Raw genomic sequence first — 22,361 nt, forward strand, 5'->3', positions numbered from 1 at the left:
AAATCAGGGCCGAAGATATGTTTCCAGCATCTGCATGGTGCGTGCCGTCGCCCCCTGATGCTGGAGGAAGAAAGCATAAGCCGCTTCGCCCATGCGCTGCCGTTTTGCAGTTTCTGCCAGCAAGGCGTGGGCTTGCTGGAACAAGCTTAATGCACCATCCACGCGAAATGCCGCGCCACTGGCGATAGCCTGATCGGTGATTTCAGAAAAATTGAAGGTGTGCTTGCCTGTCAATACTGGCTTGCCCATGGCGCAGGCTTCGATCAGGTTATGCCCGCCCAGCGGTACCAGGCTGCCGCCAACAAAGGCGATGTCGCAGGCTGCGTAATACATATACATTTCACCCATGCTGTCACCCAGCAGGATCTGCACATCACTCGTAATAGGCACGATTTCTTCGTGATTCAAAGACGACCGGCGCAGGTATTTGATGCCACGTGCTTCCAGCAAACCGGCGACATGATCAAACCTCTGCGGATGCCGGGGCGTAATGATCAACAGCGGATTGGTCAGCAACAAAGGCGTTTGCTCGACAAAGGCTTGCAGTATCAATTCTTCTTCGCCATCACGGGTACTCGCGCATAAAATCACCTGGCGCTCACCAAAACTGCGGCGCAGGGCTGCCCCGCGTTCTGCCATCAAAGGCGGTGGCGTGACATCGAATTTCATATTGCCCGTGACGCCGGGACGGCTGATGCCCAGTTCCTGCAAGCGTTGTGCATCGGGGTTGGACTGTGCTGCCACTCCGCTGATGGCGCGCGCAGCAGGCAAGATCAGAGAAGCCAGGCGCTGCGCTTTTTTAAGTGATTTTTCTGAAAGGCGGGCATTGACCAGTGTGACAGGGATGGCCCGCAAGGCGCATTGCGCAATCAGGTTGGGCCAGACTTCCGTTTCTATGAGCACGCATAGCTGTGGCGCAAAGTGGTCGAGAAAGCGCCGTATCATCCAGTTGATGTCATACGGCAAAAACGCCTGGGTCAGGCGCGGGGCGATATCTTCAAATAATTTGCCGCCGGTTTCCCGGCCTGTGGCCGTCATGTGCGTCAGCAAAATATGATGGCTGGGATAATGGGCCAGCAGTGCGCGTATCAAGGGTTCTGCTGCGCGGGTTTCACCGGCCGAGACTGCATGTACCCAGATGGTGGGTGTACCGGTGTAAGCAGGGTAAAAGCCCAGACGTTCAGCGATATGCTGGCGATAGCCAGGTTCTTTGCGGCCACGCCACCACAGCCTGAACAAGGCAAACGGCAGGGACAGGCCCCAGACCAGGGAATAAAGAAGACGCATGCGTTTATGTCCGACGGAAATTCACCAACAAGATACCACCACAAACCAGTATCGCGCCCATTGCAAAGCGTGGGCTGATGGGGTCGTGCATAAGAATGACACCGGCAGCAACGCCAAACAAGGGTGTCAGGAAAGAAAATACGGAAAGCCGTGAAACCAGGTAACGCCGCATCAGCCAGAACCAGGTCAGGTAACTGGCAAAGGCAATGACAATAGTCTGGAATAACAGGCTCAGTACGCTGGTGGTGTCCCATTGTGCAGGGAAATGTTCACCACGCAACATAGCAAACGCCAGCAGGATGACCGCACCCACCGTTAATTGATAAAACAGCGTGGTAGTCGGCTCAGCCTCAGACAGGCTGGATTTGCGTATGGTCACGGTTGTCGCTGCCCACAGCACCGCTGCCACAACCCCGAAGCTGTCGCCGATGAGCATATCGCGCAAATCTGCCTGACTGCTGCTGAAGGCCCCTGAAAAAGCAATGGCAACACCCGCAAAGGCCGACAGAATACCCAGCCATTGGGCGGCCTGCAAACGCTCGGCAGGGATCAGCCAGTGTAAACCCAGTACGGCGAAGATAGGGGCAGTATATAAAAACACCGACATATGCGAGGCAGTGGTGTATTTAAGACCGAGGGAGATGAACAGAAATTCGAGTGCAAACAGGGCTCCCGCAATGATGCCTGGCCAAAAATGCTTGTCTCGCAGTGAAAAAGGAATCTTTTTGATGAAAATAAGCAACAACACCAGCAAACCAGCCAGGCCAGAACGCAAGCCCAATTGCATGCTCGCACTGAGGACTGGCGCAGCCAGTTTGACCGCTACCTGCTGCAAGCCCCAGCACAGGCATAGCAAAAGCATAAGGGAAATGGCAAAACCATCAAGATTTTTACGGTGAGCAATCATCCGGCCTGGGGAGTATTAGCGAAGACGAAGGAATATACCTGAAAATACGGTACAAGAGTGCATGTCTTGTCTGGAGTTAAGGCGGATAAGAGAGGATGTGTAGCTTTTGATAAACCCGGTTTCTGGAAATGAACGCTTTACCGAATTTCTTATAGAACCTCTTTGATACCTGGATACCCGGCATTTCTATTCCTGCTCATCACAGGACTGACATGGCACTATTCCTGAAATAGTGTTTACATTAACAATGAGCAATCATGTTCATGTTTTACAATAGTCATTTGAATCATTTTTCGTATGTATCAATATACATACAGCGTACATACAGCGTACATACAGGGAGTTGCCTCATATGTTGATTTGCCATGCGCAAGGTGCAGCGTGACCATGCATGACCAGCAATCTGCCTACCAGGCCCGCATGCACAAGGTGCTGGAATACATAGACCGCCATCTTGACCAGCCGCTTGATCTCGACGTGCTGGCCGGTGTCGCGCATTTTTCTTCCTATCACTTTCACAGACTGTTTGCTGCCTGGATGGGAGAACGTCTGGGTGACTATGTACGTCGCCGCCGCCTGGAAGCAGCGGCATTCCGCCTGTTTGCACAAGCCAATACACCCATACTGGAAATTGCCTTGTCGGTGGGCTTTGGCTCTGCCGAAGCATTTACCCGCGCCTTTAAAGATCGTTTCTCTTATACGCCGGCAGCCTGGCGTGCTTACCAGATCGACTTGCACCGTCCAAATAGCAAGATTAATCAAGCGCCTGGCAAGAATGATCAGGTCCAGTCGTATGCGTCCTTTCATAATGGGGTCTCTTCCAATTTGAAACGGAGTGCAGAAATGGACGTCAAACTTATCAGCAGAGAAGTCATCAATGTTGCTTATTTGCGCCACATCGGGCCTTATGGTGCGCCTGTGGGCCAGTTCTGGAGCACCACGGTTGCCCCGTGGATGGCGATGCATCAATTATTCAACAGGGCGCGCTATGGTATCAGCCACGATGACCCCAGCATTACCGACCCTGCTTTGTGCCGTTATGATGCAGCGGTAGAAATCCCAGCCGGTGCCACAGCTTTCGGCAATGCCCTATTGACGACCATACCTGGCGGCCAATATGCGAGCATGGCGTTTAAAGGTACCAATGCCGATATCGTCGATGCCTGGAACTCTATCCTGCGCGACTGGTTGCCAGCCAGCGGCTTCCAGCTTGATGCCCGGCCCTGCTTTGAATACTACTCGCCTGATGCCTGCTTTGATCCGAACACCGGCGTATTCGACTGCGATATCTGCATCCCTATCGTCCCGTTTTAAATCTCTCTTCACTCTCCAATCGGATTCAGCACACTGCAAGCCCAGGCCCATGCCATGGGTCTGGCGCTTTCTTGTCATTTGAATTTTATTTATAGGATATTTTCATGTTTTCCCATTTTTCTCGTTTGGTGATCACGCTGGTCTTACCTTTTTTGACTGCTGTTTTGAACCCTGCTACCCAGGCGGCGGAAAACCCTGCGCGTCCTTACCCTGTGGGTTTGAAGATGATGCAATATGAAGACAGCACCCGCCTGGACTGGACAGGCAGCAAGCCACGGCCGCTGGCTACGGCAGTCTGGTACCCCGCAGATGCGGGCGTGGAAGAAAAAAACTGGGATGTCAGCATCTTCAAGGCCGGCAGGAATGCGATGGGTGCGCCTATGCTGAAAACACCGGAAAAACTGCCGCTGATACTGGTCTCTCATGGTACCGGCGGTTCTGCTGCTTCCATGGCATGGCTGGCAGAAAGCCTGGCGGCCAATGGTTACATCGTGGCCGCTGTCAATCATCATGGCAATACCGGCTACGAAGGTACGCCACGGCTTGAAGGTTTTGTCGTCTGGTGGGACAGGCCAAAAGATTTGTCTGTGCTGATCGACAAACTCATCGCTGACCCGGTGCTGGGCAAACGCATCGACACCAGCCGCATTGCCGTTGCCGGTTTCTCCATCGGTGGTTACACCGCACTTGCCAGCGTGGGTGGCAAAATCAGTTATGCGCAATGGGAAGAGTTTTGCAGCAAATTCGCATCCAATGCCAATTGCAAATTGCCACCTGAAGCCAGGTTCAGCAATGAAGAATTGCATGCCATGCTGAAAGACAATCAGCGCATCAAGAATGCCGTCGCTGTATCAGGAGCGTCATATCGTGATGACAGGATCAAGGCAGCTTATGCGATTGCGCCGGTCATGGGGCGGGTCATCACCAAAAGCAGCATGGCAGACATTAAAGTGCCGGTGCGCATTGTTGTCGGTGCTGATGACGACCAGGCCATCCCTGAATTCAATGCCCAGGTCTACGCCGCCAGCATACCCGGCGCCAGCCTGCAAATTTTGCCAGCAGTCACGCACTACACCTTCCTGGCGGAATGCACGATGATGGGCAAGGTAGTGGCAAGGCAATTCTGTGTCGATCCGGATGGCCTTGACCGTCAAGCCACTCATCAGCAAGTGGCTGGTGATGCCTTGAAGTTTTTCAGACAGACGTTGCACTGATTATATTGATTGCGATGTTGATATAAGCCCTGCTTCGAATGACAAACTTGACAGAGTTGCGGCGATTGCTCAGCCGTTGTGCAACAAGAATCCGGAGCAGGAGGCAAAATAATGGCGCTGGCAAGCGCGTCATCTGTCGACTCACAATTCGCAGCGGCAGACTTAACTCCCTGCTATAAAAATGGTGCGCGCGGAGGGACTTGAACCCTCAAACCTTGCGGTACTGGTTTCTGAGACCAGCGTGTATGCCAATTCCACCACACGCGCTATGAAAAATATTGCCTTGACCAACACTGCCCAAGTGAGCCGGTCAGGCATGAATAAAATGAAAACGGTGAGATTCTGTGGGGGAGTGCTTAAGATTGAATATCCTAACGTGTCCTGAAAAACCGTCAAAAGCCCGTGAATACAGCGTCTCCGCCGAGTTTGGGAATTTTAACGGTTTGAACAATTGCGATGAAAACTGACACGTTAATGAACTAGATTTGCGAATAACTTTGCACAGAATAACTAGATAACGTTAATAATTGCAGATTCATACATCTTCTCAAGTTCCGAGAATGATGTAGCTTCCAATACGCCGAGCATGCCAGACGTGCCAAACGGCTGTGTATTTCGATTGCTTTCCGCAATCATCTGGATCATGTAGCGTCTGAGTTCTTCCCTTTTCTTATGAAAATCAATACGGTCGCTAAATACCGTCTTTATGTTGGCCAAATACGTCCGAGCCGTTGCAAAATCAGAGGACACGATCTGATCGTACTTTCGAACCCCCATATTGGTATTTAACGCACTCATGATAGCGGCTGGATGTTTCGGAAGCCCGCATTCATTTGATAGATCCACAATCTCGTCTCGCAACTTACGTAGTTGCAGTTTTTGCGCAGAATTGATGGCATCTACAAGACTATTGGAAGGCGTTTCTTTAGCGGTATTCACCAAATGGTGAGCAGCAGCCTTCACCAATAGATTGCCAGGGGCAAGCTGGTTGTTTCCACCATGGATATTGATGTTGTTAATAACAGTGACGCCAGAGACAGCATTGCTATTGTCTTCTGTTTCAGATGATTGCAGCTCCTCCATTTTCTCCTTCGTAGCTTTGAGAATGGTTAATAGCTTGTTTTCTTCCTTCTGGCTGTTTTTTTGTGGAAATCTAAGTATGTTCTTACTATGTTTTTCGGGCATCTTCTAAATCTACCGTTAAATCATCATGCCGCAAGTTTTGCAATCATGATGGCCGTTGTTTTATCAATTTCACCAGTTTGCTTTGATGCTTGGTAAAGCGCATCAACCAAAGCCCTACGCTGTTGGTACGTAGCAGCCTTTTTCCCTTCCTGTAGCAGGTAATCAATCGCTTCCATCGCATCCGCATAGAGGCTCACATCGCCTTCAGCGGGCGAAATAGCACTGTCGGACAGAAGCATTTGACCTTCGCCAGACAATAGCCAATTTACATTCAAGCCTTGCTGATATAGCGATACCAATAATTTACTGTTAGGCAATGATCTGTTTGACTCATTGCTTTGTAATCCTGTCGTGGACATTTCCATAGCACTGGCAAACTGACTTTGAGTCAGCTTCTTGTATTCCCTAAAAATACGCAGCCTGTCGCCAATACTTTGTTTCGCACTTTCAACCATGCCAACTCCAAGAAAGTGCGAAATCAATTTCGCACTTTTGTTTCAGTTTCGCACTTAAATTAATGTGTTTAAAATCAAATACATACATTATTTTGTATGTAAAAGACCGTATTTCGAAGTGCGAAACACAATAAATAGATTGCATACACAATAATGTGTGTTTAGAATGTGTCACATGCAACAGTTAAACAACTCAAAAAAACCAGCCATGAAACCTTTACTCGCAAAAGAAAAGCCACAAGACTGGCACCGAGCCGACATTAAAGCGGAACTCGAAAAAGCAGGATGGACATTGCGCAAACTGGCACTCGCCAACGGTTACGTCGCTGGCGTAATGTGTCACCCGTTAAATCAGCAGTACCCAAAAGCCGAAGCAATCATCGCAAAAGCAATTGGCGTTCAACCGCAAACGATCTGGCCATCCAGATACAACCAAGACGGTACGCCCAAGAAACAAGCAACTTCAAGAGAACGCGCTGTTTATATCAAACCTGCTAGACAGAAGTTTAACACTCCCATTGCGCAATGCAATGTTGAAGTTTTCTCACGGAATTGACCATGGCACGCCGTCGATCACTCCCCCAGCCAGGTCAAATGCCCATCAACTTTTTTGCTGTGCCAGCGACGCCGACAAATGAAGCCGGTTCCTTGGACAAGGCACATGCAGTCCGCGATGTCCTGGTCGACATGCTCGCTGCCGCCAAGGTCGCAGGCAAAGACCGTTTTGACGTGGCTACGATGATTTCACGTCTGAGCAATCGGTCATTAACCAAAGACATGCTCGACCAATATTGCGCCAACTCAGCCGAGGGCAAACGCTTTCCTCTGGAAGCCTTACCTGCACTGACCGTGGCAACTGGCGATTACAGCCTGCTTGAATTTATCGCAGACGCATGCGGTTGCCGCATCTTGCGCGGTGAAGAGGCGATGGTCGCGGAACTCGGCGCACTGGCTATGCAGGAAAAAGCCATTAAAGAACGTCAGAAACATATCAATAACCACTTGCCAGCCGGAATTGCAGAAAAGCTGTCATCAGAAGCGTTAAAACGCCTTGGCCAAAAATGAATATTGATCTGAACATTATTTCAGCAGCGTTAAAACTCAGCAAACGCGCAATTGAAATACGCGCCAATCGCGAAAACTGGACATTCTCAACAGTCGCAGGTCGGGGTGGCCAGCGTAAGCTGTTTGAATTGGTCAATCTACCCAAAGAAGTCGCAAAACGCATCGAGATTCATCAACGTGGTGTGGCAGCATCCACAGAACTGGCCATCGTCGCCGAAGTGCGCGCACAGGCGGCAGCAAAACTGCAATGCACAAGGCAGAAGGCAGAGCTTAGCCTTCGCAAGGTTGCCGAAATCCACGCGCCAGCGCAGCAATCGCGTTTTGACAGTCGTTACACCATCGTTAAATCCTGGGAAGCCTGGTACGCCGCCCATCCTATGGGCAAGAAAGTCAGCTACTGGGCTTATGCCGACGCATTTAACGCCAACGAAATCAATCTGGATATTGGCCTCCTCCAAAAGTACCAGCCATTGCAAGGCCGGTCTGTTGAGCACTGGGTTTTGAAATTTAACAAAGAAGGCATGGCAGGCCTGATTGATGGTTGGACAGGCAAAGCACGAAAAGACGTAAATGTTTTTACCACACAGTCAGAGTTAGAAAAAACGGCGATTGCCATTTTGATCGAACGTCCGACTATCACCATGAAGACACTCACAGAGCTGCTTGGTTCCGCCGCGATTGATCGTACAACAGGCGAAGTCCTGTTTAACGCACCGTCCTATTTCGCAACCACACGGTTTTGCAACGCCTGGAAAACAAAAAATGAAGAATTTTTCATGGCGTCGACCAACCCAGACGAGTGGAAAAACAAACGCATGGTCGCCTTTGGCGATGCATCCGAGGGTGTGGAACGTCTGAACCAACGCTGGGAAATGGATGCAACCCCAGCAGACTGGATGCTCAAGACACCGGAAGGTGGTCTGCGCCGCTACAGCGTGTCCGTCATCATCGATGTCTACAGCCGCCGCTCTATCATGGTCTTGTCACCCACGCCCAGGGCAGAAACGCACAAGCTTGCACTACGCCTAGCTTTGTTGAACTGGGGCGTACCAGAGGAAATCGTGACAGACAACGGCAAAGACTACATCAGCCGCGATTTCGTCGGTACGTTAGCCACGTTAAACATTAAGCACAGCCGCACCAACCCATTTAGCCCATGGGAAAAACCCTTTGTAGAGCGCATGAATCAAACCATGCTGCACTCGGTCATGGAAGCTTATAGCGCCTTCATCGGCCACAACGTTGCCGAAAAAAGCGCCATCCAGGCGCGTACAAGTTTCGCTGAGCGCCTGTTTAGCAAAGACAAAGAGCCAATCGAAATGGCGATGCCTGCGGATTTACTCCAGGAGCGTATCAATCTTTGGTTAAAAGGCACTTACGAGCAAGAAAAGCATGATGGCCTGGGCATGTCCCCATTTGCCAAGGCATCAGCATGGGACGGCGAAACCTACCACATTGAAGATGAACGCGCATTGGATGTGTTGCTTGCCCCGCCTGCGGGTAAAGGGACTTATGTCGTCGGCAAAAAAGGCATCAATTACGACAACGCCTACTTCATCGCGATGGAACTGGCCCTGATCGCAGGCAAGACCGTGCAGGTGCGTTTAACAGACGACCTTGGCCAGATCGTGATCTACCACGAAGGCCAGTTTATCTGCATCGCTCGCTGCCCCGAGCGTACAGGCATTAACCGGCAAGAGTTGGCCGCTAAAGCGCGCCAGGTGCAACGTCAAAACATTGCCGACCAGCGCAGGGCCGCTAAAACCACCAAGGTCAGTACAGACGACCTGGTCGACAGCCTGTTACGTGATAAAGCGGAAGCCGCAGGCAAGCTGGCGACGCTGCCACGGGCATCAATCACGCACACAAGTACGGGCTTGACTGCTGCTGGCGAAGCAGCCCGCGCCCTGGATGGTGTTGTGTCAGAAACACAAGTCCCGGCAGAGCTGAAACGCTTAATCGACAAGCGCAAAGCTGATGAGACTGCACCCGTTAAACAGGTGGCAACCAGTAACGTCTCGGTGATACCTGAGACCGCCGAGCATCGCTTCAAGCAATGGTTAGACCTTGATCAACTTTTACAAAATGGAGGAACGATAGAAGACGCGAGACTGACACGCTGGTACGGAAGTTATCAGCAAACACCGGAATTCATGTCCAAAAAACGGCGCTTGGATGAAGGCAAAGAAAAACGCAACACGGCTGCAACCGTGCTGCGTCTGAATGGTACGACTAACAAACAAGGATGATTATGAATAAACAACCGAATTTAAGCAAGGCCAGGCCAGTTGGTGGCGTCGCGGCAATCGCTACTTTAGATGTGGTACAGGCGACACTGGAGCAATTGGCGTCACGTCGCCAAGGTGTTCCAGGTATCGGAGTCCTGTACGGCCCCAGCGGCTGGGGAAAGACTTTTGCAACCAACTCCCTGGCCAATGAAGCGCGAGCCTACTACGTGCAAATGTTGTCTGCCTGGCGCAGTAAAGACCTGCTGACAAAAATACTGGCAGAAATGAACGTAGCACATCGCGGCGGCACGGCATCAAAGCTTTTGGATTTGGTCACCGAACAGCTTTCCGCATCACGCCGTACCTTGATCATTGACGAATTTGATCATGCGGCAAAGTCAGATGCATTGATCGAATTGACCCGTGATATCTATGAAGGTTCGCAAGGCTCATTGCTCTTGGTCGGCGAAGAAATGCTGCCTCGCAAGCTGGAAGCATGGGAGCGCTTTCACAGCCGCGTATCTGCTTGGGCGCCAGCTCAACGCGTCAGCCTCGCCGACGCAGAAAAACTGGCACCGATCTACTGCCCAGACGTGCAATTGACCGACGATGTTTTAACCAAACTAGTCACTCTTTCAAAAGGCAGTGTTCGCCGTGTCGTGACCTGTTTAACGGCGATCTACATGCACAGTCAGCTGTATGCACTGGATCAGATCGGCATGGCGGAATTAAAGGAGGTTTCTCTGCCTGCTGACCGCGCACCAGATCGGAGGGTTTAACCATGGCGAGACAACCAGTTCAAATTGAAATGATTGGCGGCAAAAACCCACGCCAAAGGATGTGGGAAGCCATAAAGAAGTGGCATGCAAAAGGCAAGGTATTTACTCAAGCAGACATAGAGGTTGCGGCTAAAGTCGAACCAAGCGCTACCAAAGACTATTTTAAAGTCCTCGCTCTCGCGGGCTTTATAACAGTCTCTGGTGAAATCAAAGTCCGCCGCATCTATGTTCGATATACCTACCAACTCGCCAAGGACAATGGTGTAGAGGCACCACGCATCGACAAGAAAGGCAATCTCATCACGGAGGGCAGCTCGAACGAACGTATGTGGGGAACCATGCGCAGGCTGTTTGTTGGTAATGACTTCAATTACCGCGAATTGGCGGCGTTCGCCTCGACGCCGACGAACATTTGCAACGAGGCCAATGCAAAAACCTATGTGCTGATGCTGGCCAGGGCTGGCTATCTCAAATGCACTGCGCCAGCCAGGGTAGGTAAAGCCGCGTCACCAGCGCGCTTTACCCTGCTGAAAAGCAAGAACACGGGCGCACGTGCACCGATGATCCAGCGTACAAAAACGGTCTTCGATCCCAACGTGGGCCAGATCATGTGGCAAGAACCAGCAGGAGAACTAGATGATGAATGAACCCAAATTGAAACCTGAATATTTCAGCACCGACTGGTTTAAAGCTTTGCATGCAGAAACCAAAGCCAAAAGCATTTCGGCGGTAGCGTTAAAAATGGGCGTGGCACGTCCGACACTGTCCGTTTTTATAAATGGTCTGGGCGCGTATGGCGATGGCAGTGCCAGTCCGGCCAACTTGGAAATACGATATCGAAAAGCCTACGAGCAATTGACTTGCCCGCATACCGGCTCATTGGTCGGCGCAACACATTGCCGTGAAACTGCTTTGCGCACTGCCCCCAGCCATAACCCCATGCAAATGATGCAGTGGCAGGCATGCCAGTCTTGCCCGCATAAACCTGCGCCAATGCAGGAGCCGAAAGCAACGAAAACTACATCTAAGAAATCGGCAAGAGATATCCAAACGGATGGGCCAGCCACTGGCAAAGCTTCCAGCGGGTCTGAGGCCGAGGATGAAGGCTGGCATTGCATCGGTGGGCCTATGGATAACCCGTATCCCATCGAAGACAGCCGCCACGACTATTGGGAGCGCGGCTACAAAGGCAGGCGTGAATTTAATAAGAAGTTGAAAGATAGAGATTCGGTTCAGCAAGCGGGAATTATCGACACAGTCACCCTGCCACTACCTGAAGTGGGCGGGCCACAAATCCGAGAACAAACCAATGAGGTCGGCGCATGAACATTACGGCATCGAATAATCAGTCGTTCACTAACCGCGTTAAACGCACATTTGTAGCGTTTTTGATTCGCAGGCTTGATCGTCAGTACCAGCAGTTAAATAAAGACTTGGATTGGCTTGACGACGAATTGAAGCGCAGTACAGAGGCCGCGAAACAAAGCCGCATCGAGTTACTGAAACGCCGTTCCAAACTGCGTGTTCAGCTCATTGACTTAGGAGGGAATTGACATGGCTACGCCGATGGAAGAAATGGAAAAGAAATTAAGTACTGGGCAGCTTCCTTCCTATGACGAATTGGAAGCAACCCTTGCACAGTGCTTAAGTGAACGCAATGCCTATGAAGGCATGACAAAGGAATTTGGCAACTGGATGTCGGCCCTTGTTACTGCGCACGTCCAGAAGGATGCATTGGCTATTAAAAACATTCTGGATTCGTTCATTGAAAAACGAGTGAAGTTTATTCCAGCCGTTGAACCGCAAATCCACTGATCGAGCGAGAAAACCATGAGTAACTATTTAGAAAAAATTCTGGCCCTATTGACCAAAAAGCCTGACTTACGCGCAATCCAGATCAGCGACCAGCTCGACATCGATCCTGAAGTCGTGGAAAACACGCTGGCACAGGCAGTCAAAGACGGCAATCTCATTGCCATGCCAGTCCTTGGCCCGAACACGCTCAAAGTGAATGCCTACCGCGTCAATCCCTCCGTATTGGGCTGGGTCACCATTGAAGAACGTGGACGTGCAAAGACGGAAGATAAAGAAGACATGGCAGACGGCCAGAGTAAGAAGCTGACGAAAACAGACATGGCAATTGCATTCCTGACCGGAAAAAAATGGGTGATCGCAGACGAATTAGCAATCGCCATGCAGCTCGGTCACGAAAAATGCTCACCACGGCCTTACCTGGCCAAGGCATTACGAGATGGCACAGTGGTTAAAAATGGCACCTGGTATTGCCTGGCGGATGAGGCAGGTTTGCTGCTGCCAAATAACCAGGAGTCAGCCGCAGCGATTGAAGCAAATCAAACAGATCGCATTGATGCTATTCAGGCGGCTGCGCAGGAGCCGAGTCTGAACACTGAATTCATCGACATTCTTAGAGCCAAGCTCACTGGCGACGAGTTCCGTGGCTATCTCAAGGGCTGCGTCATCGAGCAAGTAATTTGTGCGGATTCACAAGTGGGTTACGACAAGGCTGTTAAATACGCTCGCTGCCTCGCAGAAGGATTTAACGCCGCAACACCAGGTGTTAATCATGCTTGAGATCATCAAAAAGCTGTTCAGGCGGAAGACACCAGTCATACCAATCACACAAGAACGGCGGAAGTATCGTGCCGCCCGCAAAGACCTGCCACGCAGTGTGGCCAACAAGTAAGCAAGTCTACTAACACGTAACGGAGAAGCATATGACGACAAATACAGAAGCAGTACCAGGTTACATGACGGATGCACAGGGGCGTTTATGGCCGGAAGGCAAAGTTAAACCAATAGACAAAGCACGTGACCAGCTTGTCCAGGAATTAATTGAGAAAGCACTCAACGTCAATGCCGAGCTGACGAAATTCAAGAAAGCAGCTTTCGGTGACATCGCCTCATTTATTGATCTGAGCGCCGAGCAGTATGACGCCAAGCTGGGCGGAAAAAAAGGCAATGTCACTTTGTTTTCATTCGATGGTCGCTACAAAGTGCAGTTTGCCGTATCTGACAACATCCAATTTGATGAACGCCTCCAGGCAGCGAAGTCCTTGATTGATGAGTGTATCAAAGAATGGAGCCAAGGTAGCAGTCCAGAAATACAAGTACTGGTTCAGGATGCCTTCAAAACCGATAAGGAAGGCAATTTGAATCATGGTCGGATTCTGGCATTGCGCCGCCTTGATATCAAGGATGAACGCTGGATTAAAGCCATGCAGGCTATAGGCGAATCCGTACAGGTTATCGGCAGCAAGCAATACATCCGTTTCTACGAGCGCCGCGCAGACACTGAGCAATACGATGCCATCTCGTTGGACATGGCCGCAATTTAAGCATATAGCCTCGCCCAGTAGCAGGTGGCGGGAAGAAGCATGTAACAGCTACAGAATGCGTTAGGGCCATCCTTCCTTGATGAGTGTTCCGACTGGCCCACGTTATGGGTTATTCGTTTATGCGAAACCACGCCGAAGTTATCCGGCCTGGTCTGCCGGGTGTGGTTACCCGGTACTGATGAGCAGCCGGAGAAATTGAAATGACGATAACAAAATTGCAGAAAGAGCAGATTGCAAAAGAATTGACAATGCCTTGGGGTAGAGTCGAGCTGATTTGTGACGGTTACAAAATTAACCTCGTGGTCGAACGATATAAAGAATTGAGCTATCGCGTTGCTACTTATGTGAATGGTTATATCAAAGGCGAATGGTTTTATTCAAAATCTGAATCGCCGGAGTCGCGTTTTTTGAGAAAAAGGGTTGTCCCGAATATCAGCCCAACCAAGAAAAAGAAGTTAGAAAAAATCTATGGAAAACGCGTCATTGCAAAAGATCCATTTTGGAGCGGTTCAGTAACCGTATTTTATCCAGACTGGCCAAGCGGAAAAGCTGCGCTAAATCATCTTTGCAAGATTTGTGATTCTGTCGAAATCGCACCTTCGGAGGAGGATTGAAAATGGCGATTCAACGAAATGCTACCCAATTGCGTAATGCCGAACTGGCCCAGATTCACCTGGCAAAAAAACAATTGGCAATGGATGACGACAGCTATCGCGCTGTCTTGCAGCGTATGACGGGCAAGGCATCATCTAAAGATTTGAGCTGGCAAGAAAGAAAGTCCTTACTGGATGAGTTCAAGCGCCTTGGATACAAAGTCAAAGCGAAACATCAACTGCCCAAGGTCGGCGCAGATCGCATGCCAAGAATGCAAAAAATTGAAGCCTTGCTGGCCGAGGCGAAACGTCCCTGGGCATACCTGAATCCACTCGTTAAAAACTTGGGACGGGATGACATTAAGTTTTGCGATGTCGACGACCTAGGAAAAATCATTACAGCGTTGATGAAAGATGCCCAAAGGAACGGGAGACCGACATCATGATAAACCGCGACCCAGAAGCAACCATCAAATTGATAGTTAGTACGATTGGTGAGGCCGCAGCTATTCGATTGATGGATGTCAAAAATTTTGGTGGCGGAAGCTTTGACTTTCCGAAATCTGAGACAGGGCTGGGTGCGCAGACGTTTGCTTTGCTAGCTGAAGTAGTAGGCATGAGTAATGCACAACGATTGTGTCAGCATTTTGGCGGAGAGCGCCTATATATTCCGAACCTTGCAAAACAATTCAGAGACGGGAGGAATAGAAATATTGTGGCGAAGTATAATAATGGAACTACAGTACGCGAGTTAATGAGAGAGCACGGATTATCAGATAGGCAAGTCTGGAACATTTTAAAGAATACGGATTTGACGCAGTCAAGCCAGCTTTCTAAATCCATTCAGGAAACTTTGTTTTAAGGCGAAAGGCCCATAATGAAAATGGTATTGTTCTTAATGTGTTTTTGTGTGGCATCGCTTGCTAGTGCAGAAACGTACAAATGCGTGGTCAATGGGCAGACAGTGTATCAAGATTTCCCATGTCAAGGCAGTGTGGCCAAAGCACAATCAACTAAGGTAGATTCAACTAAGCAACCGAATGATGGATATGAAAAATCTAAAAAGGATATTGCCGATTATTCACGCGGGCTCAAAGCCGAGTTAGAAGCGGCCAGAGATAAGCAAGAATTCTCACGCCAGCAAATTCAAAAAGACGTGAACGTTGATCAAAAAGTTAGCCGACCACAAGATAACGTTGGAGACATTAAAGTAGCACGGGAAAAATTTTTACAAATAGATACCACAAAAGTAAAAGCGATTGCGGACTGTCAAAAAGCTGGCTGCACGTCGTCAGAATATCGCAATTTACTTATAGGACGTCCTCCAGGGATGGTCGAAGACGTTCTTAAATGCAATACTCAAGAGGTTGGATCGGATCGAATTCGCTATTGTAACGTTACTCTAATTGATGCAGGTCGAGTTAGGAATGCTCGTTTGCAATTAATGACAGGAATGGTCGACGGACTACCAAATGGTGTAATACCGTACAATCGGATAAATGAAGTTAATGTTTATTAATTTGGTCTGATTTCTATAGGCCGCGAGCCAGAAGCTCGCGGCCTTTTTCTTTGTTACTGAACCCCATCACATAGTTTCAAGTCTCCCCCGTCTTTATCCTTGGTGGTGTCTTCCCTTCGGAAAACATCAACCCCACCAGGAGAGCTACGTGAAACTACCCCGCATGACAGGATGGCTGCTGATTGCCTTAGCCCTGTCGATAATCATCGCTGCAACCGCCCCGCAGCAACTACCAGTCAGCCTGTACAAATTGAACCTGATCACCATCGCCGGTGTCGTTGGGTATTGGCTGGATCGCAGCCTGTTCCCTTACGCCCGCCCTGACTCGTTCCTGGCCCGTGACCTGGAAGACATCGAAAACACTACCGAAGTAGAAGACCCGCCGTTGCAGTTTGAGCTGGAAACGTTCTTGCAAAACGACCTTTTGTTCGCGACGTCGATGTTGCGCCGGGCTTTGATTGTTGCTGCCAGCATGATCGCCGTGGGTCTGGGAGCCTAATATGCGTAATTTTCTATCCGCTCTTTCCTTGCCAGTGGTCTGCGCCTTGGCTGTCATTGTCCTGGTTAGCTGTTCATTGGCTTCAGCCCAGGCAGAGACTATTCCGAGAGCAGCCTACAAATACAAAGGGGATTTAACGCGCATCGCAAAAGAAGTATGGGGCCTTGATGCGCCTGTGCCGATGCTGGCCGCACAGATTCACCAAGAGAGCGGATGGAATCCTGATGCGGTGTCAAAGGTCGGGGCATTAGGTATGACGCAGTTTATGCCCGCCACCGCCAAATGGTGGTGCGACCTGAACAAGTTATCTGCCAGGGACTGTCAGCCACGTAACCCAATCTGGTCAATGCGTTCACTTGCTGGGTATGACCTCTGGATAGCCGACAGGACAAAGGGTGAAACAGAGTTCGATTTGTTGTGGGCTGCGCTGCGCGGCTACAACGGCGGTTTAGGCCATTGGCTGAAGGAAGCCGCCCTGGTACGGCCAGCGCTCAACCATGAGGCTATAGATGCCGCCTGTGGTCGCGCCAGCCGCAGTATCGTCCACTGCAAAGAGAACCTCGACTACCCAAACCGCATTCTCAATCGTCTCCAGCCTATTTATGCTGGCTGGGGCAGAACAGTGAGTCCAACATGATCGCGCTTGCTGAATTTTTCAAAGCATATTGGACACAAATGCTGTTATTCGTGGTCGGTGTTTCGATGGGCGGCTTCGCTAGCCACGTCTACGACACCGCCCAGGTTGCAAAAGTCAGAATCGAACTGGCGGACGTTAATGCCAAGCACAGTAGCGAAGAAGCGCAGTCAGCTAACGCTGCCATTGAGCGCTTGCAACTCGCCAATCAAAAAGCCAACAGCTTACAAACTGCGCTGGACATCACAGAACAACGTCTGGCCATCACTCAAACGGAGATGAATCGTGAAATCCAACGTAACACAAGTGGCCGTGCTTGTCTCAATGGTCGCACTGTCAGCTTGCTCAACAGTGCCGCCGCGTCAGGAACCCAGCCTACAACCTTGCCCAACACCACCAGCGGGGCTGCTGAAACGAGTACCGGCTTTACCACCGATACCGATATCGCAAATTGGATTAACAACGCAACCACCCAGTACAACACCTGCCGCGCCCGCCTCGACGCGCTGATCGACTGGCATCTATCGACCACAACCACTGAATTAAAGCATGACTGATATTTCCGACGAGGCGACCCGGCTGGAAGAAAAGGCGCGTGAAGACGCATTAAAGATTCAACAGCGCCGCGCTGGCCTGGACAACAAAACCGTTAAAGACAGCGCCTTGTTTTGTACCAGGTGCGATGAACCAATACCGTTAAACCGCCGTAAGGCAATGCCAGGTTGCCGCCTCTGTGTGGCTTGCCAAGACCTGGCAGAACGATCCAGGAGAGCGCGATGACAATCGATTTAACGGGCGCGCAAATTGTGCAAGGATTGTTTGGAATACTCATTTTGTGCTTAGGCTATCTGGTTCGCCAGTGGATGAATCGGACTCAAGCAGACGTGGACAGTATCAAGAAAAAGCAAACCGAATTTGCCGACAAATTCGCAGACGAATTTCATAATTTCCAATTGAAATGCGTGAGTGAATTTGCTCAAAAGGCAGACATCAGTAACGGGCGTTCGGAAATGATGGCGGCGCTCCATACAGTAGCCGAAAAAGTAGACAAAATTTACGACAAACTAGACAGGAAAGCTGACAAGCCATGATCAAAGAAGACTCACAAAATGAAGCGGTCAGCGAAGAACTGACCCTGCTGCGCAATATCAACACCAAGGTTGACGCCATTGATGGAAAAGTCGCAGGCATGAAGCGACAAGCCATCATTTATGGCACGACAGCTGGCGCAGCAGCGGGTGGCCTGTCTGGTGCGATTGTGGCAGCAGGCATTTTGACGGCTCGTATCAAGCTGGGGCTTTAATTCGATGGCGCACCCACCAGAAGTACGCGACAAAGTGCGTCGTGCCTATGTGTTTGATCGTCTGTCGCTGGAAGTTGCTGCGTTAAAGTGCGGCGTCAGTTATGGCACGGCGAGCCGATGGAAGTCCCAAGCCGCTGAAGGTGGTGACAATTGGGAAAAAGCACAGGCGGCTCAACTGATGGCTGGCGGGAGTATTGAAGACATAGGCCGTCAAATGCTGGCTGGCCTGGTTACTCAGTATCAAAGCAGCATGGAAGAACTGACCAAGGATGCCAACATCAACCCAGTGGTCAAAGTGCAGTTGCTTGCTAGCTTGGCTGATGCATTTAACAAGACTATATCCGCTTCCAAGCGCATCCTGCCGGAAACGTCCGAACTGGCTACGGCCATGGAAGTTGTTCAAAAGATGGCCATGTTTGTACGCCAACGTTACCCGCAGCATGCCAATGCCTTTACCGAGCTGCTTGAGCCGTTTGGTGATGAACTGTTCAAGGCATATGGATGAGGGAGTTACCGATGATTGCACTCTCTAAAGTTTTAGGACGTGGTTTAGGAAACAAGGTTTGGTTTGAATGCCCAGGGTGCATGATGGTTCATGCGTTAAATGTTACTGACGATGCCAAGCCACGTTGGTACTGGAATGGAAATGTGGACAAGCCAACCTTTTCACCTTCCGTTCTGGTGCGCTACACATGGGGCAATCCACCACAAGACAAGGTGTGCCACTCCTACGTTACGGATGGGAGAATCCAGTTTTTGACGGACTGTACTCACGAACTGGCGGGACAGACAGTAGATTTACCTCATTTGGACGAAGAATGGCTAAGTTAACAAAAAAAGAATTTCTCAGCCAGGTCGCGGAACTAGCCGCAGGCATGCGCTTGGCCATCGAATCAGAATGTGATGGCTTTGACCCTGATCCCGTAAAAGTACAAGAGCGACGCTTTCAGGCCCTTGGGTCTTTTCGTTTTTTTGCGCAGACCTATTTCCCGCACTACATCAAGCATAGCCCTGCGACGGTACACGAATATTTGTTTGATCGCTTCCAGGAAGTGGTCGATAACAAGATTGGCGACCACGACGCCATAGCCGCGCCACGAGGCCATGCCAAATCCACCATCATCACCCAGATCGGCACGTTGTGGTGCATCGTCACAGGTCGCAAGAGTTACCCACTCATCGTCATGGATGCGCTTGACCAGGCATTGCCCATGCTGGAAGCCATCAAGGCAGAACTCTGTTTTAACCCTCGCTTGCTGGTTGATTTTCCGGAAGCTACCGGGCAAGGCCGGGTCTGGCAAGTAGGCGTGATCGTTACCGCCAATGACGTGAAAGTCGAAGTCTTTGGTTCTGGCAAAAAGATTCGTGGCCGCCGCCACGGCCCACACAGGCCAGACCTGGTCATCGGCGATGACTTGGAAAATGACGAAAACGTCCGCAGCCCTGAACAGCGCGACAAGCTGATGACATGGGTGTTAAAAAGCTTGCTATCGCTTGGCCCGGCTGACGATAGCCTGGACGTTTTCATTATCGGCACTATCCTGCACTATGACTCCGTACTGTCCCGACTGATCAATAACAAGCTGTGGCGAGGCAGGAAATTCAAGGCCGTAGAACAGTGGCCAGAGGATATGGAAGCCTGGGACAGGTGGACAGAAATACTGTTAAACGAAGGTGAAGAAGTGGCGCTTGACTTTTATCGCGCCCATCCTGGTATCGAAATAGGCGCAAAGATATGCTGGCCAGGCGGAACGACTTTCTACAAGCTCATGATCAAGCGCGCCAGGGATGGCAAGGAAGCGTTTGACTCTGAACAGCAGAATGACCCGGTCTCGGGTGAAGATGCGCCGTTTGCAAACTGTATCCACTTCTGGGTGAATCGCCTGCCCGAATGGCTATTCTTCGGCGCGTGTGATCCTTCATTAGGAAAACAAGGCCGTAGCCGTGATCCTTCCGCAATTCTGGTTGGTGGAATGAACAGGGAAACAGGCGTCATGGACGTAGTTGAGGCCAGCATCAAAAAGCGCTTACCTGACCGGATCATTGAAGACGTGATTGCCTACCAGATAGCGTATCGATGTCTGCTCTGGGGGATCGAAGCTGTCCAGTTTCAGGAGTTTATGCGGACTGAATTGGTGAAACGATCCGCAGCCCGAAAGATACCGGTTCCAGCCCGCGCCATTATTCCATCAACAGACAAGATACTGCGGATAGAGGCATTGCAACCGCACATGGCCAACAAGCTGATACGTATACACAGCACACATTTAACGCTTCAAGACCAATTGCGACATTTCCCCAAGGCAGACCACGATGACGGCCCTGATGCCTTGCAAATGCTTTGGATGTTGGCTACGACAGGCTTTGCCTGCTTTGAATTCCAGGCTGCAAGTGGCGGGCGTGGACGCGGAAGCGCATACGAAGATCAGGACAACGAAAACTATTCAGGCGCTGGAGCTTGGTAAAACAACGGGAATAACATGGCAACGCTATTAGATCAACACGGCAACCCAATACAAAAAGAGATATTGTACGAACCTCAAGCCGCGAAACTGACGCAATTGCATCAGGAGTTTGCACAACATCCAAGTCGCGGCTTAACTCCGGCCAGGCTTGCTAATATCCTCGAAGGGGCTGAAAAAGGTAATCTAATGGCCCAGGCGGAGTTATTCGCCGACATGGAAGAAAAAGATGGCCATCTGTATGCCGAGATGTCCAAACGGAAAACTGCTATCCAATCTATTGATTGGGAAATACGACCACCGCGCAATCCCAGTGCTGAAGAAAAATCCCTTGCGGCATATTTAACTGAACTCGTCCAAGACATTCCGAAATGGGACACCGTCCTGTTTGATGCATTTGACGGAATCGGTCATGGTTATTCGTGCCAAGAAGTGGAATGGCAATTGCTGGGCAAAGAATGGTTTCCCAAGGCGATAACACATAGGCCACCCACTTGGTTCACCGTTAACCGTTTCGATCAAAACGACCTACGGCTACGCGACAACACCCCAAATGGCGCGCAGTTAATCCCATTTGGATGGATCACTCACAAGCATAAGGCAAAAACAAGCACACTTGCGCGAATGGGCCTACATCGGATTCTAGCTTGGCCATATCTGTTTAAGAACTACGCGATTGGTGATTTGGCCGAATTGCTGGAAATCTATGGTCTGCCTATCAGAATAGGTAAATACCCACCAGGTACAGGCGACGCTGAAAAGGCCACGCTTTTACGTGCGGTCACTCAGTTGGGCCATGCTGCTGCGGGCATCATCCCTGAAAGTATGACCATCGAGTTCGAGAGCGCTGCGTCGGGAAACCAAGACCCATTCGAAACCGTTATAAACTGGGCAGAAAAGACGATATCCAAAGCTATCCTGGGTGGAACGCTTACTAGCCAGGCTGACGGAAAATCCTCTACCAACGCCCTGGGTAAAGTCCATGATGAAGTAAGACGCGAGATTTTAACGTCCGACTCTAAGCAACTGGCCACCACGTTGACCAGTGATTTGCTTTATCCACTTGCTGTGTTAAACGGCAAGCAGATTACCGACCCGCGCAGGATGCCTCATCTGTTTTTTGATGTCCGCGAAGAGGAGGACTTCCAGCGCCTGGCATCAGCTTTGCCAGACTTGGTAAATATTGGTATGCAAGTGCCGATGTCCTGGGTCAATCGCAAATTGTCCATCCCTGTTCGCCAGGGAGATGAGCCATTGCTGACACCATCAAAATCAGGCAATTCGGGTTTCCCGACTGCCGCCAACCGCATTGCAGCGTTAAAAGTTGCTACGACAGATGCGTTACAAAGCAATGCTGAGCGCAAAAATGACGAGGCCTGGTCACAAGTAATCAGCCATATACAAGGTCTGGTCGACACCGCAGAAGACTTGTTGAGCCTGCAAAACACTTTACTGGAAGCATATAGCGGCCTGCCAATGGAAGACATGCAGTCTGTTATGGCACAGGGCTTTGCCTTGGCACAGTTGGCAGGCATGTTTGATGTCAAAGCAGGAAGATAGC

General features: G+C 50.3%; 30 protein-coding genes, 1 tRNA gene and 1 other RNA gene. 27 read left to right on the forward strand and 5 right to left on the reverse strand.

From position 1 onward, the window contains the following. Nucleotides 1-3: 3 nt before the first annotated feature. Together waaA and ACO0LH_RS10330 are read right to left on the reverse strand one after the other, a co-directional pair. Nucleotides 4-1,287, reverse strand: a complete 1,284-nt coding sequence (gene waaA, locus ACO0LH_RS10325) for a lipid IV(A) 3-deoxy-D-manno-octulosonic acid transferase (RefSeq protein WP_422940986.1) — start codon at nt 1,285-1,287, stop codon at nt 4-6. A gap of 4 nt (nt 1,288-1,291) precedes the next feature. Further along, nucleotides 1,292-2,194 (reverse strand): DMT family transporter, encoded by a 903-nt coding sequence (locus tag ACO0LH_RS10330; RefSeq protein ID WP_422940987.1) that lies wholly within the window; start codon nt 2,192-2,194, stop codon nt 1,292-1,294. Nucleotides 2,195-2,581: 387 nt separating this feature from the next. Between ACO0LH_RS10330 and ACO0LH_RS10335 the strand changes: the two genes are divergently transcribed. Together ACO0LH_RS10335 and ACO0LH_RS10340 are read left to right on the forward strand one after the other, a co-directional pair. Beyond that, a complete protein-coding gene (locus ACO0LH_RS10335) occupies nt 2,582-3,508 on the forward strand; it encodes an AraC family transcriptional regulator (protein ID WP_422940988.1) in 927 nt (308 codons plus the stop codon). 104 nt (nt 3,509-3,612) lie between these two features. Beyond that, nucleotides 3,613-4,722, forward strand: a complete 1,110-nt coding sequence (locus tag ACO0LH_RS10340; RefSeq protein WP_422940989.1) for an alpha/beta hydrolase family protein — start codon at nt 3,613-3,615, stop codon at nt 4,720-4,722. 182 nt (nt 4,723-4,904) lie between these two features. Here the strand turns inward: ACO0LH_RS10340 and ACO0LH_RS10345 are convergent. From ACO0LH_RS10345 to ACO0LH_RS10355, 3 genes are all read right to left on the reverse strand, one after another. Then, nucleotides 4,905-4,989, reverse strand: a tRNA-Leu gene (locus ACO0LH_RS10345). 243 nt (nt 4,990-5,232) lie between these two features. Next, nucleotides 5,233-5,907, reverse strand: a complete 675-nt coding sequence (locus tag ACO0LH_RS10350) for a hypothetical protein (protein WP_422940990.1) — start codon at nt 5,905-5,907, stop codon at nt 5,233-5,235. 23 nt (nt 5,908-5,930) lie between these two features. Then, nucleotides 5,931-6,362 carry a helix-turn-helix domain-containing protein gene (locus tag ACO0LH_RS10355; protein ID WP_422940991.1) on the reverse strand — a complete coding sequence of 144 codons (432 nt, stop codon included), beginning with the start codon at nt 6,360-6,362 and terminating at the stop codon, nt 5,931-5,933. 175 nt (nt 6,363-6,537) lie between these two features. Here ACO0LH_RS10355 and ACO0LH_RS10360 point away from each other — a divergent pair, with 175 nt between their 5' ends. The 25 genes from ACO0LH_RS10360 (at nt 6,538) to ACO0LH_RS10480 (ending at nt 22,360) form a co-directional block, all read left to right on the forward strand. Then, on the forward strand, nt 6,538-6,918 hold the full coding sequence (locus ACO0LH_RS10360; protein WP_422940992.1) for a helix-turn-helix domain-containing protein: 381 nt from the start codon (nt 6,538-6,540) through the stop codon (nt 6,916-6,918). A gap of 2 nt (nt 6,919-6,920) precedes the next feature. Beyond that, nucleotides 6,921-7,427 (forward strand): hypothetical protein, encoded by a 507-nt coding sequence (locus tag ACO0LH_RS10365; protein ID WP_422940993.1) that lies wholly within the window; start codon nt 6,921-6,923, stop codon nt 7,425-7,427. Then, nucleotides 7,424-9,676 (forward strand): DDE-type integrase/transposase/recombinase, encoded by a 2,253-nt coding sequence (locus tag ACO0LH_RS10370; protein ID WP_422940994.1) that lies wholly within the window; start codon nt 7,424-7,426, stop codon nt 9,674-9,676. Before ACO0LH_RS10365 ends, ACO0LH_RS10370 begins: the two co-directional genes overlap by 4 nt. Nucleotides 9,677-9,678: 2 nt before the next feature. After that, the gene (locus ACO0LH_RS10375) at nt 9,679-10,434 is read left to right on the forward strand and encodes an AAA family ATPase (protein ID WP_422940995.1); all 756 of its coding nucleotides are present in this window, start codon (nt 9,679-9,681) and stop codon (nt 10,432-10,434) included. 2 nt (nt 10,435-10,436) lie between these two features. Then, nucleotides 10,437-11,081, forward strand: coding sequence for a hypothetical protein (locus ACO0LH_RS10380; protein WP_422940996.1), 645 nt, complete (start codon nt 10,437-10,439; stop codon nt 11,079-11,081). Further along, complete coding sequence (locus ACO0LH_RS10385) at nt 11,074-11,760, forward strand: hypothetical protein (protein WP_422940997.1); 687 nt, start codon at nt 11,074-11,076, stop codon at nt 11,758-11,760. Before ACO0LH_RS10380 ends, ACO0LH_RS10385 begins: the two co-directional genes overlap by 8 nt. Further along, nucleotides 11,757-11,987, forward strand: coding sequence for a hypothetical protein (locus ACO0LH_RS10390; RefSeq protein WP_422940998.1), 231 nt, complete (start codon nt 11,757-11,759; stop codon nt 11,985-11,987). The genes ACO0LH_RS10385 and ACO0LH_RS10390 overlap by 4 nt, the downstream gene beginning before the upstream one ends. Nucleotide 11,988: 1 nt before the next feature. Continuing rightward, on the forward strand, nt 11,989-12,249 hold the full coding sequence (locus tag ACO0LH_RS10395; RefSeq protein WP_422940999.1) for a hypothetical protein: 261 nt from the start codon (nt 11,989-11,991) through the stop codon (nt 12,247-12,249). A 15-nt stretch (nt 12,250-12,264) separates the two neighbouring features. Then, nucleotides 12,265-13,026, forward strand: a complete 762-nt coding sequence (locus tag ACO0LH_RS10400) for a hypothetical protein (RefSeq protein WP_422941000.1) — start codon at nt 12,265-12,267, stop codon at nt 13,024-13,026. 143 nt (nt 13,027-13,169) lie between these two features. Next, the gene (locus ACO0LH_RS10405; RefSeq protein ID WP_422941001.1) at nt 13,170-13,790 is read left to right on the forward strand and encodes a DUF3164 family protein; all 621 of its coding nucleotides are present in this window, start codon (nt 13,170-13,172) and stop codon (nt 13,788-13,790) included. Between the two features lie 119 nt (nt 13,791-13,909). Next, nucleotides 13,910-13,982: hammerhead ribozyme type II (locus tag ACO0LH_RS10410), an RNA gene on the forward strand. A gap of 8 nt (nt 13,983-13,990) precedes the next feature. Beyond that, the gene (locus ACO0LH_RS10415; RefSeq protein ID WP_422941002.1) at nt 13,991-14,404 is read left to right on the forward strand and encodes a hypothetical protein; all 414 of its coding nucleotides are present in this window, start codon (nt 13,991-13,993) and stop codon (nt 14,402-14,404) included. 2 nt (nt 14,405-14,406) lie between these two features. Next, a complete protein-coding gene (locus ACO0LH_RS10420; RefSeq protein ID WP_422941003.1) occupies nt 14,407-14,829 on the forward strand; it encodes a gp16 family protein in 423 nt (140 codons plus the stop codon). Then, on the forward strand, nt 14,826-15,245 hold the full coding sequence (locus ACO0LH_RS10425) for a Mor transcription activator family protein (protein ID WP_422941004.1): 420 nt from the start codon (nt 14,826-14,828) through the stop codon (nt 15,243-15,245). Before ACO0LH_RS10420 ends, ACO0LH_RS10425 begins: the two co-directional genes overlap by 4 nt. Before the next feature lie 15 nt (nt 15,246-15,260). Continuing rightward, complete coding sequence (locus tag ACO0LH_RS10430) at nt 15,261-15,902, forward strand: DUF4124 domain-containing protein (RefSeq protein ID WP_422941005.1); 642 nt, start codon at nt 15,261-15,263, stop codon at nt 15,900-15,902. Between the two features lie 148 nt (nt 15,903-16,050). Next, nucleotides 16,051-16,401 (forward strand): putative holin, encoded by a 351-nt coding sequence (locus ACO0LH_RS10435; RefSeq protein WP_422941006.1) that lies wholly within the window; start codon nt 16,051-16,053, stop codon nt 16,399-16,401. Between the two features lies 1 nt (nt 16,402). Next, nucleotides 16,403-17,038, forward strand: a complete 636-nt coding sequence (locus tag ACO0LH_RS10440; protein ID WP_422941007.1) for a transglycosylase SLT domain-containing protein — start codon at nt 16,403-16,405, stop codon at nt 17,036-17,038. Continuing rightward, nucleotides 17,035-17,592, forward strand: coding sequence for a hypothetical protein (locus tag ACO0LH_RS10445; protein WP_422941008.1), 558 nt, complete (start codon nt 17,035-17,037; stop codon nt 17,590-17,592). Before ACO0LH_RS10440 ends, ACO0LH_RS10445 begins: the two co-directional genes overlap by 4 nt. Further along, a complete protein-coding gene (locus ACO0LH_RS10450; protein WP_422941009.1) occupies nt 17,585-17,815 on the forward strand; it encodes a TraR/DksA C4-type zinc finger protein in 231 nt (76 codons plus the stop codon). Before ACO0LH_RS10445 ends, ACO0LH_RS10450 begins: the two co-directional genes overlap by 8 nt. Then, nucleotides 17,812-18,126: a hypothetical protein gene (locus ACO0LH_RS10455; protein ID WP_422941010.1), complete on the forward strand. Its 315-nt coding sequence runs from the start codon at nt 17,812-17,814 to the stop codon at nt 18,124-18,126. Before ACO0LH_RS10450 ends, ACO0LH_RS10455 begins: the two co-directional genes overlap by 4 nt. Continuing rightward, the gene (locus ACO0LH_RS10460) at nt 18,123-18,338 is read left to right on the forward strand and encodes a hypothetical protein (protein WP_422941011.1); all 216 of its coding nucleotides are present in this window, start codon (nt 18,123-18,125) and stop codon (nt 18,336-18,338) included. The genes ACO0LH_RS10455 and ACO0LH_RS10460 overlap by 4 nt, the downstream gene beginning before the upstream one ends. A 4-nt stretch (nt 18,339-18,342) precedes the next feature. Then, a complete protein-coding gene (locus ACO0LH_RS10465) occupies nt 18,343-18,843 on the forward strand; it encodes a DUF1804 family protein (protein WP_422941012.1) in 501 nt (166 codons plus the stop codon). Between the two features lie 11 nt (nt 18,844-18,854). Then, nucleotides 18,855-19,169, forward strand: a complete 315-nt coding sequence (locus ACO0LH_RS10470) for a DUF6527 family protein (RefSeq protein WP_422941013.1) — start codon at nt 18,855-18,857, stop codon at nt 19,167-19,169. Then, entirely contained in the window at nt 19,157-20,803 is a 1,647-nt protein-coding gene (terL, locus tag ACO0LH_RS10475; protein WP_422941014.1) for a phage terminase large subunit, read from the forward strand. The genes ACO0LH_RS10470 and terL overlap by 13 nt, the downstream gene beginning before the upstream one ends. Before the next feature lie 15 nt (nt 20,804-20,818). Continuing rightward, nucleotides 20,819-22,360, forward strand: a complete 1,542-nt coding sequence (locus tag ACO0LH_RS10480) for a DUF935 domain-containing protein (protein WP_422941015.1) — start codon at nt 20,819-20,821, stop codon at nt 22,358-22,360. The last annotated feature ends 1 nt before the right edge of the window (nt 22,361 follow it).

Origin of the sequence: Undibacterium sp. TJN19 (assembly GCF_049339485.1) — a bacterium.
Taxonomy (GTDB): Bacteria; Pseudomonadota; Gammaproteobacteria; order Burkholderiales; family Burkholderiaceae_D; genus Undibacterium.

Bases quoted from the DNA above. Each gene is read 5' to 3' on its own strand.
- ACO0LH_RS10380 (WP_422940996.1), top strand. From the start codon at position 10,437: ATGGCGAGACAACCAGTTCAAATTGAAATGATTGGCGGCAAAAACCCA.
- ACO0LH_RS10450 (WP_422941009.1), top strand. From the start codon at position 17,585: ATGACTGATATTTCCGACGAGGCGACCCGGCTGGAAGAAAAGGCGCGT.
- ACO0LH_RS10440 (WP_422941007.1), top strand. From the start codon at position 16,403: ATGCGTAATTTTCTATCCGCTCTTTCCTTGCCAGTGGTCTGCGCCTTG.
- ACO0LH_RS10385 (WP_422940997.1), top strand. From the start codon at position 11,074: ATGAATGAACCCAAATTGAAACCTGAATATTTCAGCACCGACTGGTTT.
- ACO0LH_RS10425 (WP_422941004.1), top strand. From the start codon at position 14,826: ATGATAAACCGCGACCCAGAAGCAACCATCAAATTGATAGTTAGTACG.
- ACO0LH_RS10455 (WP_422941010.1), top strand. From the start codon at position 17,812: ATGACAATCGATTTAACGGGCGCGCAAATTGTGCAAGGATTGTTTGGA.
- ACO0LH_RS10340 (WP_422940989.1), top strand. From the start codon at position 3,613: ATGTTTTCCCATTTTTCTCGTTTGGTGATCACGCTGGTCTTACCTTTT.
- ACO0LH_RS10460 (WP_422941011.1), top strand. From the start codon at position 18,123: ATGATCAAAGAAGACTCACAAAATGAAGCGGTCAGCGAAGAACTGACC.
- ACO0LH_RS10400 (WP_422941000.1), top strand. From the start codon at position 12,265: ATGAGTAACTATTTAGAAAAAATTCTGGCCCTATTGACCAAAAAGCCT.
- waaA (WP_422940986.1), bottom strand. From the start codon at position 1,287: ATGCGTCTTCTTTATTCCCTGGTCTGGGGCCTGTCCCTGCCGTTTGCC.
- ACO0LH_RS10365 (WP_422940993.1), top strand. From the start codon at position 6,921: ATGGCACGCCGTCGATCACTCCCCCAGCCAGGTCAAATGCCCATCAAC.
- ACO0LH_RS10415 (WP_422941002.1), top strand. From the start codon at position 13,991: ATGACGATAACAAAATTGCAGAAAGAGCAGATTGCAAAAGAATTGACA.
- ACO0LH_RS10465 (WP_422941012.1), top strand. From the start codon at position 18,343: ATGGCGCACCCACCAGAAGTACGCGACAAAGTGCGTCGTGCCTATGTG.
- ACO0LH_RS10480 (WP_422941015.1), top strand. From the start codon at position 20,819: ATGGCAACGCTATTAGATCAACACGGCAACCCAATACAAAAAGAGATA.
- ACO0LH_RS10375 (WP_422940995.1), top strand. From the start codon at position 9,679: ATGAATAAACAACCGAATTTAAGCAAGGCCAGGCCAGTTGGTGGCGTC.
- ACO0LH_RS10335 (WP_422940988.1), top strand. From the start codon at position 2,582: ATGCATGACCAGCAATCTGCCTACCAGGCCCGCATGCACAAGGTGCTG.
- ACO0LH_RS10445 (WP_422941008.1), top strand. From the start codon at position 17,035: ATGATCGCGCTTGCTGAATTTTTCAAAGCATATTGGACACAAATGCTG.
- ACO0LH_RS10395 (WP_422940999.1), top strand. From the start codon at position 11,989: ATGGCTACGCCGATGGAAGAAATGGAAAAGAAATTAAGTACTGGGCAG.
- ACO0LH_RS10330 (WP_422940987.1), bottom strand. From the start codon at position 2,194: ATGATTGCTCACCGTAAAAATCTTGATGGTTTTGCCATTTCCCTTATG.
- ACO0LH_RS10430 (WP_422941005.1), top strand. From the start codon at position 15,261: ATGAAAATGGTATTGTTCTTAATGTGTTTTTGTGTGGCATCGCTTGCT.
- ACO0LH_RS10370 (WP_422940994.1), top strand. From the start codon at position 7,424: ATGAATATTGATCTGAACATTATTTCAGCAGCGTTAAAACTCAGCAAA.
- ACO0LH_RS10390 (WP_422940998.1), top strand. From the start codon at position 11,757: ATGAACATTACGGCATCGAATAATCAGTCGTTCACTAACCGCGTTAAA.
- ACO0LH_RS10470 (WP_422941013.1), top strand. From the start codon at position 18,855: ATGATTGCACTCTCTAAAGTTTTAGGACGTGGTTTAGGAAACAAGGTT.
- ACO0LH_RS10420 (WP_422941003.1), top strand. From the start codon at position 14,407: ATGGCGATTCAACGAAATGCTACCCAATTGCGTAATGCCGAACTGGCC.
- ACO0LH_RS10360 (WP_422940992.1), top strand. From the start codon at position 6,538: ATGCAACAGTTAAACAACTCAAAAAAACCAGCCATGAAACCTTTACTC.
- terL (WP_422941014.1), top strand. From the start codon at position 19,157: ATGGCTAAGTTAACAAAAAAAGAATTTCTCAGCCAGGTCGCGGAACTA.
- ACO0LH_RS10350 (WP_422940990.1), bottom strand. From the start codon at position 5,907: ATGCCCGAAAAACATAGTAAGAACATACTTAGATTTCCACAAAAAAAC.
- ACO0LH_RS10405 (WP_422941001.1), top strand. From the start codon at position 13,170: ATGACGACAAATACAGAAGCAGTACCAGGTTACATGACGGATGCACAG.
- ACO0LH_RS10355 (WP_422940991.1), bottom strand. From the start codon at position 6,362: ATGGTTGAAAGTGCGAAACAAAGTATTGGCGACAGGCTGCGTATTTTT.